Raw genomic sequence first — 17,562 nt, 5'->3', positions numbered from 1 at the left:
TGGAGTCATGAGGAGGAGTCCCATGCGCGGTGTCACAAGCACCTGGTGGGTCACAGCGTCAGCAGTCGTCGGCAACTGCGCCCCGGCGCGCGGCGATCGGCTCTGAAGGGCCACGCCCTTACCACTACGCGCGTCCGGCTGCGGGTTCTCCCGTGGGCCGTGCGTCGCCGCTGACGCTTCTTCATGATCCGAACCGCGATCGCGCACTTCTCGCGCGGGTCGCCGGTTCGGCACACCCACACCTGTGAAATGGGCGAACTGTGACAAGTCCTATCGACATCGAGGGCGGCGGTACATCGGTCGTCGTCGACGGCGAGAAAGCGCCGAAGACGAAACCGGAGGAGGCCAAGCAGCTCGAAGGCCGCTCTCCGGGCCAGTTGATGTGGATCCGCTTCAAGCGCGACCGCACCGGAGTGATCTCGGCGTACGTCGTGATCTTCTTCTTCGTGGTCGGCCTCGCGGCCCCGCTGATCTCCAAGCTGTACGGCAAGGACCCGTACACGGTGTTCGCGGACGAGCGCCCCGAGCTGTTCGACAGCGCCGGTGTGCCGATCCAGCCCAACGGCGGCATCAGCGGCGAGTTCTGGTTCGGACTGGAGCCCGGCAACGGCTACGACGTCTTCACCAAGCTGATCTACGGCATCCGCAACTCCCTGATGATCTCGCTCGCGGTCACCGTCGCGACGGTGCTGACCGGCATCCTCCTCGGGGTCGCGGCCGGCTATCTCGGCGGCCGGACGGACTACTGGATCAGCCGGGTCATCGACTTCCTCCTCGCCTTCCCGGCCCAGCTGTTCTTCATCGCGAGCATGCCGGTCGTGGTCTCGCTGTTCGTCAGCCCGCGCGACGAGACCCCGGTGTACGTCCGGGTCGTCGCCCTGATCACGGTGCAGTGGTTCCTGGGCTGGATGAGTCTGGGGCGCATCCTGCGCGGCACCACACTCGCCCTGCGAGAACGGGAGTTCATCGAAGCCGCCAAGGTCAGCGGGGCGTCTCCGGCACGCATCATCCGCCGGGAGATCCTGCCCAACGTGGTCACACCGATCCTGGTGCAGTCGACGTACATGCTCCCCAACTTCGTGACCGCCGAGGCCGGACTGTCCTTCCTCGGCGTGGGAATCGTCGAACCGACGCCGGACTGGGGACAGATGTTCTCCAAGGCGTCGACCGAACTCGTGATGCAGAACGACATCACCTACATGTTCTTCCCGGGCATCTCGATGATCATCTTCATCGTGGCGTTCAACCTGCTCGGGGACTCGGTCAGGGACGCCTTCGATCCCAAGACGGCGCGCTGACCGCCTAGTTGTGGGCAATCCTCGCCCGACACCGACCGGATGGCACCTCTGGCGCCGGTCCGCACTTCAAATCGCACCTGGTGACAGTGGCACCGGTGACACAAGATGGGTGGAATCTGAGTGATGGGTAAGGGTGGACGCCGCGCGTACGCCGCGCTCTCACTGCTCGCGGCGGGGGCTCTCGTGCTCACCGGCTGCAGCGAGGGTGGCAGCAAAGGCAACGACAACGACAAGCAGGACAAGGAGAACGCCGAGCGGCAGCAGTCCGGCATCACCTTCGGCGACGCGAAGGCCTCGACCGGCCCGGCCGCCGAGGTGCCCGGCGCCAAGGCGGGCGGCACGATCACGGTGCTCCAGCGCGACAGCTTCGCGCACCTCGACCCCGGACAGATCTACGTCTCGGACGAGATGGCCCTCTCGCAGCTGATACACCGCGGTCTGACCAGCTACAAGGCGACCAGCGACGACGGCCAGAAGCACGAGGTCGTCGGCGACCTGGCCACCGACAGCGGTACGACCACGGACGGCGGCAAGACCTGGAAGTTCACGCTCAAGGACGGGATCAAGTGGGCCGACGGCTCCGCGATCACCGCCAAGGACGTGCGCCAGACCTTCGAGCGGCTCTTCGCCCCGTTCGTCTCCAACGGCCCGACGTTCATCCAGCAGTGGATGGCCAACACCCCGGGCGCGGAGTACCGCAAGCTGCTCCCGGACGGTCCGTACAAGGGCAAGCACCTGCCGGACAGCGTCCTTGAGACGCCCGACGACAAGACGATCGTCTTCAAGTTCGAGACGGCCAAGCCCGACCTGCCGTACGCGCTCGCCATGGCGGGCTACTCCATCGTGTCGGCGGAGAAGGACACCAAGGAGAAGTACGACAAGGCCCCGATGACCGCGGGCCCGTACAAGATCTCCGAGTTCAAGTCCGGCAAGTCGATGACGCTGGTCAAGAACACCAACTGGGACCCGAAGACCGACGCGATCCGCCACCAGTACGTCGACCAGTTCAACTTCGAGTTCAACAAGCAGTTCGAGGACTCCACCAAGGCGATCCTCGACGACTCGGGCGCGAACGCGACCGCGGTCAGCTTCACCAACCAGGTCGACGCGGGCAACCTGACCAAGGTCCTCAACGACGCCGCGCTGAAGTCCCGCACGGTCTCCGGCTACCAGCCGTACGTGGGCCAGATGAACATCAACCTGTCCCAGCCGGAGATGCAGTCGAAGGAGGTCCGCGAGGCCATCGCCTACGCGCTGCCCATCACGCCGTTCGTGCGTGCCTTCGGCGGCACCGACGCGATGGAGGTCGCCGGCGGTCTCATCAGCCCGACCGTGACCGGCTACGACCCGAAGTTCGACCCCTTCGGCAAGAAGGCCAAGCCCGCGGGTGACCCGGCCAAGGCCAAGCAGCTCCTGGAGAAGGCCGACAAGGTCGGACTGAAGCTGACCTTCGGCTACATCAACACCCCCGAGGGCCAGCAGTACTCCACCGCCATGGCGGCGGGCCTGGAGAAGGCCGGCTTCGACGTCCAGCGCCAGGAGATCCCGGCCGAGACGTACTACGACCAGGTCAGCAAGGTCAAGAACAACTACGACATCTACCACACCGCGTGGGGTGCCGACTGGCCGAGCGCGTCCACCGTGATCCCGCCGCTGTACGACGGCCGCCAGATCCAGGACGGCGCGTCCAACTACTCGCACATCAACGACCCGAAGGTGAACGCCGACATCGACGCGGCCGCCGCCCTCACCGACCCGGTCAAGGCGGCCGAGGCCTGGAACAAGATCAACGAGTACATCGTGAAGGACGTCGTCTCCAACATCCCGACGGCGTACTACAAGCAGACCCAGATCGCCGGGTCCAAGATCGGCGGCATTGTGTACGACGACGTCATCGGCGGCGTCGACCCGCGCAGGCTGTACGTGAAGTAACCCGTCCAAGCGGCGTCAGGTGCGTCCCGTCCCGTGCCGGGACGCACCGCGCCGCCCAGGTCTGAAGCCCGAAAGCTGCCACTGAGATGCTGCGCTTCCTCTTCCGCCGGATCCTCGGCTCACTCGTGATCCTGGTCCTGCTGACCGTGGTCGCCTTCCTGCTCTTCTTCGGTATGCCCCGTGACCCGGCGCTGCTGATGTGCGGCAAGACGTGCACACCCGATGCCCTGGCGAACATCCACCAGACGCTCGGGCTCGACAAGTCGATCCCGGAGCAGTTCTGGATCTTCCTGTCGGGACTCGTGGCCGGCCGCGACGACTTCGTCCAAGGTCCTTGCCCCGCCCCGTGCTTCGGGTACTCGTACCACACCAACGAATCCGTCTGGTCGACCCTGCTGGACCGGCTGCCGCTCACGCTCTCGCTGGCGTTCGGCGCCACGATCGTCTTCCTGTTCGTCGGCCTCGGCACCGGACTGCTCGCCGCCTGGAAGCGCGGCACACTCGTGGACAAGTCGTTCACCGCGGGCTCCATGGTGCTCAGTTCGATGCAGATCTACTTCCTGGGCCCGCTGGCGCTCGCCATCCTCGTGTACCAGACACACGCCTTCGACGAGCCCAAGTACACCGCCCTGACCGACAATCCGGCCGCCTGGTTCACCGGGTTGATGATCCCCTGGGTCGTCCTGTCGACGATCTTCGCCGCGCAGTACACCCGTATGGCACGCTCCGCGATGATCGAACAGCTCCAGGAGGAGCACGTCCGCACCGCCCGCGCCAAGGGCATGAGCAGCCGCTATGTCTTCTTCCGGTACGCCTGGCGCGGCTCCCTCATCCCCATCGTCACCATCATCGGCATCGACCTCAGCTCGCTGCTCGGCGGCGCGATCATCACCGAGTACACCTTCGGCCTGCCCGGCCTCGGGCGGCTCGCGGTGGAGTCGGTGCAGTTCAGCGATCTGCCGCTGCTGCTGGGCGTGATGCTGTTCTCCGCCGCCGTGATCCTGCTGTGCAACATCGTCGTAGACGCCTGCTACGCCCTCATCGACCCGCGCGTGCGGCTGTCCTAGGAGCTCTGTCGTGACCACTCTGACCAAGGAGGCCGGGGCACCCGTCCCGTCCGACGCGGGCGCCTTCCTCTCGGTGCGGGACCTGCACGTCAGCTTCCGAACCGAGGACGGCGTCGTCCGGGCCGTCGACGGTCTCTCCTTCGACCTGGAGCGCGGCAAGACGCTGGGCATCGTCGGTGAGTCGGGCTCCGGCAAGTCCGTGACCAACCTGACCATCCTGGGGCTGCACAACCCGAAGTTCACCACCGTCGAGGGCGAGATCCTGCTGGAGGGGCGGGAGTTGACCACCGCGCGCGAGTCCGAGCTGGAGAAGCTGCGCGGCAACAAGGTCGCCATGATCTTCCAGGACCCGCTGACCGCGCTCTCGCCGTACTACACGGTGGGCCGGCAGATCGCCGAGCCCTTCATGAAGCACACCGGTGCCTCCAAGAAGGTGGCCTGGGAGCGTGCGGTGGAGATGCTCGGCAAGGTCGGCATCCCCAACCCCAAGGAGCGGGCGAAGGACTACCCGCACCAGTTCTCCGGCGGTATGCGCCAGCGCGCGATGATCGCGATGGCGCTGGTGTGCGACCCGGACCTGCTGATCGCGGACGAGCCGACCACCGCGCTGGACGTGACGGTCCAGGCGCAGATCCTGGACCTGCTGAAGGACCTCCAGCAGGAGTTCGGCTCGGCGATCATCTTCATCACCCATGACCTCGGTGTCATCGCCGACATGGCCGACGACATCATGGTGATGTACGCGGGCGGCGCCATCGAGCGCGGTACGACGAACGAGGTGCTGCGCTCACCGCAACACCCGTACACCTGGGGCCTGTTGAACTCGATGCCGCGCATCGACTCCGACCTCGGCGCCCCGCTCGCGCCGATCCCGGGCGCCCCGCCCTCGCTGCTCAACCCGCCGTCCGGCTGCCGCTTCCACCCGCGCTGCACCTTCCAGGGCCGGGTCGGCGGCACCCGCTGCGTCGACGAACGCCCTCTGCTGGCCCCGGACCGCGCCTCGGCGTGTCATCTGACGGCGGAGCAGAAGCGGACCATTTTCATCGAGGAGATCAAGCCCAGCCTGGGCTAGGAGGACACACGTCATGAAAGAGGACCTGGTCCTTCCCGCCCCGCGTGAGGCGACCACCGACTCGGCCGGCGACCCCTTGCTGGTCGTGGAGGGGCTCACCAAGCACTTCCCCGTCAAGGGCGGCTTCCCGATCCGCCGCACGGTCGGCGCCGTGCAGGCCGTCGACGGCATCGACCTGACCGTGAACGTCGGCGAGAGCTTCGGCCTGGTCGGCGAGTCGGGCTGCGGCAAGTCGACCACGGGCCGGCTGATCACCCGGCTCATGGAGCCGACGGCCGGCAGCATCTCGTACCGCGGCAAGGACATCACGCACGCGTCCCGCAGGGAACTGGCGCCGATCCGCTCCGAGATCCAGATGATCTTCCAGGACCCGTACTCCTCGCTGAACCCGCGGCAGACGGTGGGCAAGATCATCTCGGGGCCCATGGAGATCAACGGGATCGAACCGGAGGGCGGCCGTGAGAAGCGGGTCCGCGAGCTCCTGGAGATCGTCGGTCTCAACCCCGAGCACTACAACCGCTTCCCGCACGAGTTCTCCGGCGGCCAGCGGCAACGCATCGGTGTGGCCCGGGCGTTGGCCCTGGAGCCGAAGCTGATCGTCGCCGACGAGCCGGTGTCGGCGCTCGACGTCTCCATCCAGGCGCAGGTGGTGAACCTGCTGCAGCAGGTGCGGCAGGAACTGGGCATCGCGTTCCTGTTCATCGCCCACGACCTCGCCGTCGTACGGCACTTCTCGCAGCGTGTGGCGGTCATGTACCTCGGCAAGATCATCGAGGTCGGCGACCGGGAGTCCATCTACACCCGGCCTCGCCACCCCTACACCCATGCCCTGCTGTCCGCGGTGCCCGAGGTGAACCTGTCGGACGAGAGTGCGCCCGACCGTGAGCGGATCCGGCTGGCGGGCGATGTGCCGTCGCCGATCTCGCCGCCGTCGGGGTGCCGGTTCCGTACGCGGTGCTGGAAGGCGCAGGACAAGTGCGCGGCCGAGGAGCCGCCGTTGGTGCAGATCTCCGGGAACCGGGAGGGGCATCTGACGGCTTGCCACTTTCCGGAGGATCCGACGATCGAGGGGCGGGACGAGGACATCGTGCTGGACCCTGCGTTGGCTGCGCTGGAGGAGGACCTGGGCGACTGATCGGTTGCCGGGGGCTGTTGTGTGTCGGCTGCGGGTGCGTGGGGGCTGGTCGCGCCCGCGCGGCGGAGCGGCAAACTGATACAGCCCCGCGCCCCTGGTCACGGGGCGCTTCGCGCCACCGTGACCAATTCCGGGCTTCCCGGCGTCACCGGACTCCGGTCCCAGTCGCCGTACTGTTCCTCCACCACCAGGCCCGCCTCCGCCAGGAACTTCTCCAGGGTCGGCGGGTCGAGGAAGCGCAGTGTGCTGGTGGTGACCTGAGGGTGGTCCCAGCGGACACCCTCGAAGGTCGAGGTGAAGGTCACACGGTCGCCGATCACCGGATGGACGACCTCGTGCCACATCCACGCGACCGTGCCGTTCTCGTCGGCGGCCTCGTACACCCGGTCCGGTGTCCAGGACTCCCAGGCGCGGGCGGCCGGGTTCCGGGTCTCGAAGACGAAACGGCCGCCGTCTGCGAGGGCGGCGCGGACCGCGCGCAGGGCGGTGCGCAGTTCCTCGTCGCCGAGGAGGGTCTGGAAGGCGTGCCCGGTCATCGTGACGAGGTCGAACTCGCCGCGCCAGGCCCGTGAGCGCAGATCCCCGAGCACCCACTCCACGCCGGGCTCCCGGCGCCGTGCCTGGACCAGCATCGCGGCGGCGGGGTCGAGTCCGGTGAGCTGCCCGGGGTGTCCGGCCCGGCGGGCCGCGGCGAGCAGGCGTCCGGTGCCGCAGCCGACGTCCAGCACGGTGGGTGCGGACATCACGAGACCGATGTAGAAGTCATCACCCGGACCCCAGGGGTTGAGGGAGTCGTACAGCGCGGCGAGCGAGAGATCCGCGAACGAGCGATCGACCATCGCGGCAGTCTGTCACAGGTGCCTGGGCCGTATGGCGGGATCCAGGTATGACGAAGGCCCGTACCTGGGGAGGTACGGGCCTTCGTTCCCCTGGAGCGGACGTTCATGGGCTCGGGTCAATGGGCCGAGAAAGTCCGTTCCACAGAGGGCGGCGGCTGACGGAAAAGGGGTGTTGTCAGACCGCTGCCTCGGGGTCCTTGGAGAGACGAGGGGTGGGAACGGTTCCCTCCGTCTCGGGGTAGTGGCACGCGGTCAGGTGGCCGGGCTTGTTGCCCTCGACCTGGACCAGCGGGGGTGCCTCGGTCGCGCACTTCTCCGTCGCCTTCCAGCAACGGGTCCGGAAGCGGCAGCCCGAGGGCGGGTTCAGGGGAGACGGTACATCGCCGGTGAGGCGGATGCGCTCGCGGGTCGGTGTATCGTCCACCGTTGCTTCCGGCACGGCCGACAGCAGGGCCCGCGTGTAGGGGTGGCGGGGGTTGCCGTACAGGTCGTCGCGGTCCGCGATCTCGACGATCTTGCCGAGGTACATGACCGCGACACGCTGCGAGAAGTGCCGTACGACGGCGAGGTCGTGGGCGATGAAGACGAACGCGATGCCCAGTTCCTGCTGCACCTTCTGGAGCAGGTTGACGACCTGGGCCTGGATCGACACGTCGAGCGCCGAGACCGGCTCGTCCGCCACGATCAGCTTCGGCTCCAGGGCCAGGGCGCGGGCGACCCCGATGCGCTGGCGCTGGCCGCCGGAGAACTCGTGCGGGAAGCGGTTGTAGTGCTCGGGGTTGAGACCGACGATCTCCAGGAGCTCGCGGACCCGCTTCTCGCGGCCGCCCTCCGGGGTGATGCCGTTGATCTCCATCGGGCCCGAGATGATCTTGCCGACCGTCTGGCGCGGGTTCAGTGACGCGTAGGGGTCCTGGAAGATCATCTGGATCTCGGAGCGGATCGGCGCCAGTTCCCTGCGGGACGCGTGCGTGATGTCCTTGCCGCGATACGAGATCGTGCCGGCCGTCGGCTCCATGAGCCGGGTGATCAGCCGGCCCGTGGTCGACTTGCCGCAGCCCGACTCGCCGACCAGGCCGAGGGCCTCGCCCTCGTTCACCTGGAAGTCCAGGCCGTCGACGGCCTGCACGGCGCCGACCGTGCGGCGGATCGGGAAGCCGCCCTTGACCGGGAAGTGCTTGGTCAGGCCCGCGACGTCCAGGAGGGGGGTGGTGTTGCTCATGGTGGTGAATCCCGTCTTGTACGTCAGTGGGTCCGGGCCGCGACGTGCTCGGTGAAGAGCTCGTGCTTCTGGTCCGCCGTCAGGTGGCACGCCGAGCCCCGCCCGTCGAGGACCTTCAGCTCCGGCCGCTCACTGGAGCACAGCCCGCCGGCGACCTTCTCCGCGAAGGCGCACCGGGGGTGGAAGCGGCAGCCCGACGGCGGGTTGAGCAGCGAGGGGGGCGAGCCCGGGATCGGGGAGAGCGGCACGTCGACCGGCCCGTTCAGGCTCGGCATCGACCCCAGCAGCCCCAGCGTGTAGGGGTGGTCGGGGGTGCGCAGCACCTCCTCCTTGGTGCCCCGCTCCACACAGCGCCCGCCGTACATCACCAGCACGTCGTCCGCGATGTCGGCGATGACACCGAGGTCGTGCGTGATGAAGATGATCGCCGTGCCGAACTCCTGCTGGAGGTCCTTGAGCAGGTCCATGATCTGCGCCTGGACCGTCACGTCGAGCGCCGTGGTGGGCTCGTCGGCGATCAGCAGCTCCGGGTCGCACACCAGCGCCATCGCGATCATCGCGCGCTGGCGCATACCGCCGGAGAACTGGTGCGGGTAGTCGTCCACCCGCATGTCCGGCTGCGGGATGCCCACCCGGCGCAGCATCTCGATGGACCGCGCCCGGGCCTCCTTGCGGGAGGCGCCGGTGTGCTTGCGGTACGTCTCGCCGATCTGCGCGCCGATGGTGTGGTACGGCGACAGGGAGGCCAGCGCGTCCTGGAAGATCATGGACATCTTGTTGCCGCGCAGCTTCTCCAGCTCGCGCTCGGAGGCGGTGATCAGCTCCTTGCCGTCGAGCAGGATCTCGCCGTCGAGCATGGTGTTGCGCGGGTCGTGCAGGCCCAGGATCGCCATGTTGGTGACGGACTTGCCGGAGCCCGACTCACCGACGATGCCGAGGGTCTGGCCCTTCTCCACGTCGAAGGAGAGCCCGTCGACGGCCTTGACGACACCGTCCTCGGTGGAGAAGTGGACTTTGAGGTCGCGGACGGAGAGGAAGGGGGTGCTCATGGTCTCTCCTTAAGCGAGGCGCACGCGCGGGTCGATGAGGGCGTACAGGGCGTCGACCACGATGTTGAAGACGACGATCGCGCCGGCCGCGACGAGCACGACACCGAGCAGCATCGGCAGGTCGTTGGTGCTGACCGCCTTGACGGAGAGCATGCCGAGACCCTGGAGGCTGAACGTCGACTCGGTGATGATCGCACCACCGAGCAGCACACCGAGGTCGAGGCCGAAGATGGTGACGATGGGTCCCATCGCGCCGCGCCAGGCGAAGCGGAAGAAGACCGTGCGGCGGGACATGCCCTTGGCGCGGGCGGTGCGGACGTAGTCCTCGCTGAGCGCTTCCACCATCTGGGAGCGCGTCATACGGGTGTAGTTGGCCGTCCAGATCAGGGACAGCACGATCCATGGCACCAGCAGACCCTTGGCCCAGGCCGCCGGGTCGTCCGTGAAGGGGGTGTAGCTGGCCCGGTCCAGCACCTGCCACTGGTCGACCAGCAGATAGGTGGCGAGGACGCCGACGACGTAGATCTGCATCGAGGAGGCGACCAGCGAGGCGGAGCTCGCGATCTTGTCCAGGGCCTTGCCCTGCTTCACGGCGGCCAGCATGCCCGCGCCGATGCCGAAGGTCAGGTAGATGACCGAGCTGCCGAGCGAGAGCGACAGGGTGGTCGGGAAGCGGTCCATGATGGTGCCGAGGACCGGCTCGCGGTTCTGGAACGAGTAGCCGAGGCAGGGCGCGTTGCAGTTGCCGAACGACGTGTAGTCGCGGCCGACGAAGATGCCCTTGAGCCAGTCCCAGTACTGCACAGGCAGTGGATCGGCGATCCCCAGGTTCTTCCGCACCAGCTCCAGAGTCTCGGGGGTGCAGGCCTTGCCGCAGGCGATGCGGGCGGGGTCGCGCGGGGCGGCGTAGAACAGGACGAACACGATGGCGCTGATGATCAGCAGGATCACCGCGGCGCCGAGAATTCGTCGGACAAGGAAGCGGAGCATGGCAGTTGGGATTTCCTGACGGATGCCGAAGGGGGGAAGGAGGCGGGGCGGCCGAGGGCCGCCCCGCCACGAGGGCCGGTCGTCAGGCCTTCACGAACGTCTTGTAGAGCAGCGTCGCGGAGAAGTTCGGGTCGAACATCGCTCCGCCGACCTTGTTGCCGTAGACGTAGTAACGGCGCTGGTACATCTCGGGGATGATCGGCGCGACTTCTTCCATGATCCGCTTGTCGAGCGCGGCCCAGGCGGCACCGGCCTTCTTCTGGTCGGTGATGACCACGTTCTTCTGGATGGTCTCGTCGATCCAGGGGACCTTCGTCTGCGAGACGTTGTAGAGGCCGTCGCCGACGCTGGCGCTGTCGAACAGCGGCTGCATCATCGTGTAGGCGGTCGGCCAGTCCGGGGACCAGCCGTACCACATCACGTCGAAGGAGTTGTCGACCTTCGCGATCTGGTCGTAGTACGTCGTGGAGTCGACCGGCTTGATGACCGGGGTGAAGCCGGCCTCCTTCAGCGCGTTCTCGATGACGACCTTGGTCTTGTTGTAGGTCGGGTCCTGCGGGAAGGCGTAGACGATCTTCATGCCCTCCTTGCCGGCCTCCTTCAGCAGCTTCTTCGCGGCGGCCGGGTCGCCCTGCGGCTTCTTCAGCTTGCCGTAGATGTCGAACTTCTCGCGGCCCAGGATGTCGGGGCTGAGGATCGTGGTCGCGAAGTCGCCGGAGGACGGGCCGCCGTAGATCTGCCGGATCTGCTGGAGCGGCCAGGCCATGTTGAGGGCCTGGCGGACCTTGAGGTCGGTGACGCGCTTGGTGTTGATCGCGTAGTAGTACGTGCCGGTGAGCAGGCCGTTGAAGGTGCGCTTCTTCAGTTCCGGGTCGGTGAGGACCTTCTGGATGCGCTCGGCGGGCACGCCCTTGTAGATGGAGACCGCGAAGGCGTCGTTGCCCTGGGAGGCGATGAGACGGTCCGTGGAGTCCAGGGTCTCGATGCCGAAGGTGAACTCGAAGCCGTCCGGGTAGTTGTTGCGGATGGCGTCGGTCGCCGGGTCCCAGTGCTTGTTGCGGACCAGCGTCATCGACTTGTCGGTCGTGTGGTTCTTGATCTTGTACGGACCACAGGCTGCCGGGTTCTTGTCGTACTTCTCCTTGGTGTCCAGCTTCGGGGACACCGCGGCGTACGAGTGCATCGCCATCGTGAAGTTGAAGTCGGGGCGGGCCTCGGCCAGGTTGAACGTGATCGTCCGCTTGGCCTTGTCCGTCACGATCTGCGAGAGGTGCTTGCCCTTGTAGGGGCCCTCGTAGGCGTCACGCCACTTGCCGCCCTTGCCGGTCAGCGCGATCTGGACGTAGCTGGCGGACTCGATGATGTACGGGGCCCACAGCCGCTCGATGCCGTGGCGCACGTCCTCGACGGTCAGCTCGCTGCCGTCCTCCCACTTCAGACCCTCCTTCAGCGTGAAGGTCCAGGTCTTGCCCGCGTCGGACATCGTGCCGGTGTCCGTGGCCAGGTCGCCGACGAGCTTCTGCGAGCCGTCCGCGGCGACCTTGTAGCCGGTCAGGCAGCGGTGCAGGAGCAGCGCGGCGGTCGAGTTGTACGCGTAGTAGATGCGACCCGGGTCCAGGTGCGAGAAGTCGTCCGGGGCCAGACCGTAGATCGTCCCGCCCTTCTTCGCCCCGGCGATCTCCGGCGCGGGGCCGGTCGAGTCCGCCGCGGTGCCGACCGTGACCTTGGAGTACGTCTTGGCACCCTCGGTCGCGCTACCGCCGCCGCCCCCCGCGTCGCCGCTGCTGCACGCGGACAGCAGCGTCGAGCCCGCGGCCGCGACAGATGTGGCTATGACGAAGTTTCTGCGGGAAAGAGACATGGCTGACCCGATTTCTTGTGGATAGGGATGGTGCTTGGTGTACTCCGGCCGGGCCCCGTCGCTCGGCGGAGTGGGGTGGCTCAGCGCTTCGTCTTGGGGTCCAGCGCGTCGCGGACCGAGTCGCCGAGCAGGTTGAAGGCGACGACGAAGACCACCATGGAGAGACCAGGGAAGAGCATGAAGGTGATGTCGTCCTGGTAGTACTTGGCGCCGAACTGGAGCATGACGCCCCAGTCGGGCGTGGGGTCGGTGAGCCCCACGCCGAGGAAGGCGAGACCCGCCTCCGCCGTCACGTAGGCGGGCAGCAGGAGGGTCGACTGGATCAGGATCGGCGTCCACAGGTTGGGCAGCAGTTCCTTGAAGATGATCCGGGCCGGCGAGGCACCGGTGACCTTGGCGGCCTCCACGAACTCCCGCTCGCGCAGGGCGAGCACCTCGCCGCGCAGCAGCCGGGCGATGGAGGCCCAGCCGAAGGCGGTCATCACGGTGATGAGGCTGGTGACGGTGAGCCAGATCGGGGTGTTCTCCTCGGGCGACACGAAGATCGCCAGCACGACCGGCCAGAAGGCGATGAAGAACAGCGTCTGAGGGAAGGCCAGCAGGATGTCGATGACCCGGCCGACGAAGTAGTCCGTGCGACCGCCCAGGTAACCGGCGGTGATGCCGATGACGACGCCGAGCAGGGTCGTCAGGAGCGTGGCCGCGGTGGCGATGAGCAGCGAGTTGCGCATGCCGTAGAGCAGGAAGGTGAGGACGTCCCGGCCGAGCTGCGGCTCGACGCCGAACCAGAAGTCACCGCTGATGCCGCCGTTGGCCTTGATCGGGAAGCCGAACTCGTTGAGCAGCCCCGGAGTGTTGATGCCGTACGTCGTGTACGGGTCCTTGCCGTAGAGCTTGGAGATCAGCGGAGCGCCGATCGACACCACGAAGAAGAAGAGGACCACGTAGCCGGATATGACGCCTGCCCGGTCCCGTCTGAAACGGCTCCAGGCGAGCCGTCCCGGCGAGCGGCTCTCGTTGCCCTTGAGAGCCGAGGACTTCACCGGCGCCGCGCTGTCTTCGTCGGTCACCTCGAGCGAGGTGACCGGGGAAGGGGTTGGGGGGGTCATGATGCTCCGTGCCCTGTGGATCAAGGACTCCGCAGGGCGGTCCCTACGGGCTACGCCGGACTTTTTCAACGCAATTCATTCAAGGTCAATAAATTCTCGGTCGACTTGGGTTTCTCTTTACTTTCTTTGCCTTTCTTTGACCTGCTGCTAGCTACGCGTGTAGCGTGCCGTGATCGGCCCGTGTCTTACATCGGACCAACTACCCCAATCGGGCAATGAGTTCGATATACGGACGGTCGAGTGTCGAAATCCGTACATAGGAGGGTCGCAATCCAACGGTTCGGCATCGGATCGTGAAGATCCATTGCGCGCCCCGCGGGAGATCCATTGCGGCGGAGGTCGGACCTTCCGGGGCGTTCCCCGAAAGGGTGACTACGTGTGCGGTTTGCCTGTTTTGCGCCGATATTGGCCGGTAACGGAACAGTGCAGTCACACAGGAGGAACTCCATGCGCGGAGCCACGCACGCCAAAGGGGCCGCATGCGCGGTGGCGGTCGCCCTCGCCGCCACGGCCTGCGGGGGCGGGGACAGCGACAGCGGCGGCGGCAGTGGCGACGGCGGCGCGGTGCTGAGCTCGTCCTGGGGTGACCCGCAGAACCCGCTGGAGCCCGCCAACACCAACGAGGTGCAGGGCGGCAAGGTCCTCGACATGATCTTCCGGTCCCTGAAGAAGTACGACCCGGAGACCGGCGAGGCCCAGGACATGCTCGCCGAGAAGATCGAGACGAGCGACTCCCAGAACTTCACCATCACCGTCAAGGACGGCTGGACCTTCAGCAACGGCGAGAAGGTCACGGCGAAGTCGTTCGTGGACGCCTGGAACTACGGGGCCAGCCTCAAGAACAACCAGAAGAACGCGTACTTCTTCAGCTACATCGAGGGCTACGACAAGGCGCACCCGGAGGACGGCAGCAAGCAGAGCGCCCAGACGCTCTCCGGACTGAAGGTCACCGGCACCAACACCTTCACCGTCAAGCTCAGCCAGAAGTTCTCGACCTTCCCCGACACCCTCGGCTACCCGGCCTACGCCCCGCTCCCGCAGGCGTTCTTCACCGACCACGCGGCCTGGGTGAAGAAGCCGATCGGCAACGGCCCGTACACGATCGACTCGTACACCAAGGGCTCGCAGATGGCCCTGAAGAAGTGGGACGGCTACCCGGGTGAGGACAAGGCGCAGAACGGCGGGGTGACCCTCAAGGTCTACACCGACAACAACACCGCCTACACCGACCTCATGGCCGGCAACCTCGACCTGGTCGACGACGTCCCGGCCGCCCAGCTCAAGAACGTCTCCAGCGACCTCGGCGACCGGTACATCAACACCCCGGCCGGCATCATCCAGACCCTCGCGTTCCCGTTCTACGACAGCGCCTGGAACAAGAGCGGGATGGACAAGGTCCGCACCGGCCTGTCCCGCGCGATCAACCGCGAGCAGATCACCGAGACGATCTTCCAGAAGACCCGCACCCCCGCCACCGACTGGACCTCCCCGGTCCTCGGCGAGGCCGGCGGCTTCCAGGACGGCCTGTGCGGCGACGCCTGCGACTACGACCCCGACGAGGCCAAGAAGCTCATCGAGGAGGGCGGCGGGCTGCCCGGCGGGCAGATCAAGATCACGTACAACGCGGACACCGGATCCCACAAGACGTGGGTCGACGCGGTCTGCAACTCCATCAACAACGCGCTCGACAACGACAAGGCCTGCGTCGGCAACCCGGTCGGCACCTTCGCCGACTTCCGCACCCAGATCACCGACCAGAAGATGTCGGGCCCCTTCCGCGCCGGCTGGCAGATGGACTACCCGCTCATCCAGAACTTCCTCCAGCCGCTCTACTACACCAACGCCTCCTCCAACGACGGCAAGTGGTCCAACGAGGACTTCGACAAGCTCGTCGACGAGGCCAACGCCGAGACCGACACCGCCAAGGCGATCGAGACGTTCCAGAAGGCCGAGGAGGTCGTCCGGGACAACATGGCCGCCATCCCGCTCTGGTACCAGAACGGCAGCGCCGGCTACTCGGAGCGGCTCTCCAACGTGAAACTCAACCCGTTCAGCGTCCCCGTCTACAACGAGATCAAGGTCAGCTGACCCGCCATGGGACGCTACGTCGTCCGGCGTCTGCTCCAGATGATCCCGGTGTTCATCGGCGCCACCCTCCTGATCTTCCTCATGGTCAACGTGATGGGCGACCCCATCGCGGGCCTGTGCGGCGACCGGCAGTGCGACCCCGCCACGGCCGCCCAGCTGGAGAAGGAGTTCGGCCTCGACAAACCGGTCTGGCAGCAATACCTGACCTACATGGGGAACGTCTTCACCGGCGACTTCGGCACCGCGTTCAACGGGCAGGAGGTCACCGAGCTGATGGCCACGGCGTTCCCCGTCACGATCCGGCTGACGATCGTCGCGATCTTCTTCGAGATCGTCATCGGCATCACGCTGGGTGTCGTCACGGGCCTGCGCCGCGGCCGGCCCGTCGACACCTCGGTCCTGATGTTCACGCTCGTGGTGATCTCGGTCCCGACGTTCGTCACCGGTCTGGTGCTCCAGCTCCTCCTCGGCGTCGAGTGGGGCTGGATCAAACCGTCGGTGTCCACGGACGCCACCTTCGGCGAGCTGATCGTGCCGGGCCTGGTCCTGGCGTCGGTCTCCCTGGCGTACGTGACCCGGCTGACCCGTACCTCCATCGCGGAGAACAGACGCTCCGACTACGTCCGTACGGCGGTGGCGAAGGGGCTGCCGCGCCGCCGGGTCATCACCCGCCACCTGCTCCGGAACTCGCTGATCCCGGTGGTCACCTTCATCGGCACCGACATCGGCGCGCTGATGGGCGGGGCGATCGTCACCGAGCGCATCTTCAACATCCACGGCGTCGGCTACCAGCTCTACCAGGGCATCCTTCGCCAGAACACCCAGACCGTCGTCGGGTTCGTGACGGTCCTGGTCCTGGTGTTCCTGGTCGCCAACCTGATCGTCGACCTCCTGTACGCCGTCCTCGACCCCAGGATCCGCTATGCCTGAGCAGCCTCACGACGACCAAGCGATCGCCGCGACCGGCATGGGCGGGGCGATGGATCTGGCGATGAGCGAGGGCGAGACCCTGGAGAAGGCACCAGGAGGTCCCCAGGGGACAGGCCCAGCGGACAAGCCCCGCAGTCTCTGGTCGGACGCCTGGCGAGACCTCCGCCGCAACCCGGTCTTCATCATCTCCGGGCTGGTCATCCTCTTCCTGGTCGTCATTTCGCTCTGGCCGTCCCTCATCGCCTCCGGCAATCCCCTCAAGTGCGACCTGGCCAAGGCGCAGGAGGGCTCACAGCCCGGCCACCCCTTCGGCTTCGACGGTCAGGGCTGCGACGTCTACACACGCACGGTGTACGGCGCCCGTACGTCGGTGACGGTCGGCGTCTGCGCCACGCTCGGGGTCGCGATCCTCGGCTCGGTCCTCGGGGGACTGGCCGGCTTCTTCGGCGGGTTCTGGGACTCGATCCTGTCCCGCATCACGGACGTGTTCTTCGCGATCCCGGTGGTGCTGGGCGGCCTGGTGCTGCTCTCGGTGGTGACCAGCAACACGGTCTGGCCGGTGATCGGCTTCATGGTGCTGCTGGGCTGGCCCCAGATCTCGCGCATCGCCCGGGGCTCGGTCATCACGGCCAAACAGAACGACTACGTGCAGGCGGCGAAGGCGCTGGGCGCGTCCAACTCCCGCCAGTTGCTCCGCCACATCGCCCCGAACGCGGTGGCCCCGGTCATCGTCGTGGCGACGATCGCCCTGGGCACGTACATCGCGCTGGAGGCCACCCTGTCCTACCTCGGCGTAGGCCTGAAGCCCCCCACCGTCAGCTGGGGTATCGACATCTCCTCGGCCTCCGCCTACATCCGCCAGGCCCCCCACATGCTCCTCTGGCCGGCCGGCGCCCTCGCCCTCACCGTCCTCGCATTCATCATGCTCGGCGACGCGGTCCGCGACGCCCTCGACCCGAAGCTGAGGTGA

At 66.9% G+C, this 17,562-nt stretch carries 14 protein-coding genes; 8 read left to right on the top strand and 6 right to left on the bottom strand.

Annotation, left to right across the window (positions count from 1 at the left end; genetic code table 11):
• Nucleotides 1–260 precede the first annotated feature (260 nt).
• The 5 genes from ACFY0U_RS41265 (at nucleotide 261) to ACFY0U_RS41245 (ending at nucleotide 6,504) form a co-directional block, all read left to right on the top strand.
• On the top strand, nucleotides 261–1,298 hold the full coding sequence (locus tag ACFY0U_RS41265; protein WP_388645070.1) for an ABC transporter permease: 1,038 nt from the start codon (nucleotides 261–263) through the stop codon (nucleotides 1,296–1,298).
• A gap of 123 nt (nucleotides 1,299–1,421) precedes the next feature.
• A complete protein-coding gene (locus ACFY0U_RS41260; protein ID WP_388645068.1) occupies nucleotides 1,422–3,230 on the top strand; it encodes an ABC transporter substrate-binding protein in 1,809 nt (602 codons plus the stop codon).
• Between the two features lie 86 nt (nucleotides 3,231–3,316).
• Nucleotides 3,317–4,297 (top strand): ABC transporter permease, encoded by a 981-nt coding sequence (locus tag ACFY0U_RS41255; RefSeq protein WP_388645067.1) that lies wholly within the window; start codon nucleotides 3,317–3,319, stop codon nucleotides 4,295–4,297.
• A gap of 10 nt (nucleotides 4,298–4,307) precedes the next feature.
• Nucleotides 4,308–5,369: an ABC transporter ATP-binding protein gene (locus ACFY0U_RS41250; protein ID WP_388645066.1), complete on the top strand. Its 1,062-nt coding sequence runs from the start codon at nucleotides 4,308–4,310 to the stop codon at nucleotides 5,367–5,369.
• Between the two features lie 13 nt (nucleotides 5,370–5,382).
• The gene (locus tag ACFY0U_RS41245; protein ID WP_388645065.1) at nucleotides 5,383–6,504 is read left to right on the top strand and encodes an ABC transporter ATP-binding protein; all 1,122 of its coding nucleotides are present in this window, start codon (nucleotides 5,383–5,385) and stop codon (nucleotides 6,502–6,504) included.
• Between the two features lie 98 nt (nucleotides 6,505–6,602).
• Here ACFY0U_RS41245 and ACFY0U_RS41240 read toward each other — a convergent pair whose 3' ends face one another.
• The 6 genes from ACFY0U_RS41240 to ACFY0U_RS41215 form a co-directional block, all read right to left on the bottom strand.
• The gene (locus ACFY0U_RS41240) at nucleotides 6,603–7,343 is read right to left on the bottom strand and encodes a class I SAM-dependent methyltransferase (RefSeq protein WP_388645063.1); all 741 of its coding nucleotides are present in this window, start codon (nucleotides 7,341–7,343) and stop codon (nucleotides 6,603–6,605) included.
• A 175-nt stretch (nucleotides 7,344–7,518) separates the two neighbouring features.
• Complete coding sequence (locus ACFY0U_RS41235) at nucleotides 7,519–8,565, bottom strand: ABC transporter ATP-binding protein (RefSeq protein ID WP_388645061.1); 1,047 nt, start codon at nucleotides 8,563–8,565, stop codon at nucleotides 7,519–7,521.
• A gap of 23 nt (nucleotides 8,566–8,588) precedes the next feature.
• Nucleotides 8,589–9,614, bottom strand: a complete 1,026-nt coding sequence (locus ACFY0U_RS41230; RefSeq protein WP_388645060.1) for an ABC transporter ATP-binding protein — start codon at nucleotides 9,612–9,614, stop codon at nucleotides 8,589–8,591.
• 9 nt (nucleotides 9,615–9,623) lie between these two features.
• Nucleotides 9,624–10,604: an ABC transporter permease gene (locus ACFY0U_RS41225; RefSeq protein WP_046260616.1), complete on the bottom strand. Its 981-nt coding sequence runs from the start codon at nucleotides 10,602–10,604 to the stop codon at nucleotides 9,624–9,626.
• Nucleotides 10,605–10,686: 82 nt separating this feature from the next.
• Complete coding sequence (locus ACFY0U_RS41220; protein ID WP_388645058.1) at nucleotides 10,687–12,465, bottom strand: ABC transporter substrate-binding protein; 1,779 nt, start codon at nucleotides 12,463–12,465, stop codon at nucleotides 10,687–10,689.
• An 80-nt stretch (nucleotides 12,466–12,545) separates the two neighbouring features.
• Complete coding sequence (locus ACFY0U_RS41215; protein ID WP_388645056.1) at nucleotides 12,546–13,574, bottom strand: ABC transporter permease; 1,029 nt, start codon at nucleotides 13,572–13,574, stop codon at nucleotides 12,546–12,548.
• A gap of 447 nt (nucleotides 13,575–14,021) precedes the next feature.
• Here ACFY0U_RS41215 and ACFY0U_RS41210 point away from each other — a divergent pair, with 447 nt between their 5' ends.
• Genes ACFY0U_RS41210 through ACFY0U_RS41200 form a run of 3 tightly spaced genes read left to right on the top strand, consistent with a single transcriptional unit; the run spans nucleotide 14,022 to nucleotide 17,562 of the window.
• Complete coding sequence (locus ACFY0U_RS41210; protein WP_388645054.1) at nucleotides 14,022–15,662, top strand: ABC transporter substrate-binding protein; 1,641 nt, start codon at nucleotides 14,022–14,024, stop codon at nucleotides 15,660–15,662.
• 6 nt (nucleotides 15,663–15,668) lie between these two features.
• The gene (locus tag ACFY0U_RS41205) at nucleotides 15,669–16,592 is read left to right on the top strand and encodes an ABC transporter permease (RefSeq protein ID WP_388645052.1); all 924 of its coding nucleotides are present in this window, start codon (nucleotides 15,669–15,671) and stop codon (nucleotides 16,590–16,592) included.
• Nucleotides 16,585–17,562, top strand: coding sequence for an ABC transporter permease (locus ACFY0U_RS41200; RefSeq protein WP_388645050.1), 978 nt, complete (start codon nucleotides 16,585–16,587; stop codon nucleotides 17,560–17,562). The genes ACFY0U_RS41205 and ACFY0U_RS41200 overlap by 8 nt, the downstream gene beginning before the upstream one ends.

The organism is Streptomyces sp. NPDC001536 (genome assembly GCF_042894505.1).
Lineage (GTDB): Bacteria > Actinomycetota > Actinomycetes > Streptomycetales > Streptomycetaceae > Streptomyces.
Note: the sequence above shows the minus strand (reverse complement) of the source record. Positions and strands in the feature narration are given on the sequence as shown.

Bases quoted from the DNA above. Each gene is read 5' to 3' on its own strand.
- ACFY0U_RS41260 (WP_388645068.1), top strand. From the start codon at position 1,422: ATGGGTAAGGGTGGACGCCGCGCGTACGCCGCGCTCTCACTGCTCGCG.
- ACFY0U_RS41255 (WP_388645067.1), top strand. From the start codon at position 3,317: ATGCTGCGCTTCCTCTTCCGCCGGATCCTCGGCTCACTCGTGATCCTG.
- ACFY0U_RS41245 (WP_388645065.1), top strand. From the start codon at position 5,383: ATGAAAGAGGACCTGGTCCTTCCCGCCCCGCGTGAGGCGACCACCGAC.
- ACFY0U_RS41240 (WP_388645063.1), bottom strand. From the start codon at position 7,343: ATGGTCGATCGCTCGTTCGCGGATCTCTCGCTCGCCGCGCTGTACGAC.
- ACFY0U_RS41235 (WP_388645061.1), bottom strand. From the start codon at position 8,565: ATGAGCAACACCACCCCCCTCCTGGACGTCGCGGGCCTGACCAAGCAC.
- ACFY0U_RS41230 (WP_388645060.1), bottom strand. From the start codon at position 9,614: ATGAGCACCCCCTTCCTCTCCGTCCGCGACCTCAAAGTCCACTTCTCC.
- ACFY0U_RS41225 (WP_046260616.1), bottom strand. From the start codon at position 10,604: ATGCTCCGCTTCCTTGTCCGACGAATTCTCGGCGCCGCGGTGATCCTG.
- ACFY0U_RS41220 (WP_388645058.1), bottom strand. From the start codon at position 12,465: ATGTCTCTTTCCCGCAGAAACTTCGTCATAGCCACATCTGTCGCGGCC.
- ACFY0U_RS41215 (WP_388645056.1), bottom strand. From the start codon at position 13,574: ATGACCCCCCCAACCCCTTCCCCGGTCACCTCGCTCGAGGTGACCGAC.
- ACFY0U_RS41210 (WP_388645054.1), top strand. From the start codon at position 14,022: ATGCGCGGAGCCACGCACGCCAAAGGGGCCGCATGCGCGGTGGCGGTC.
- ACFY0U_RS41205 (WP_388645052.1), top strand. From the start codon at position 15,669: ATGGGACGCTACGTCGTCCGGCGTCTGCTCCAGATGATCCCGGTGTTC.
- ACFY0U_RS41200 (WP_388645050.1), top strand. From the start codon at position 16,585: ATGCCTGAGCAGCCTCACGACGACCAAGCGATCGCCGCGACCGGCATG.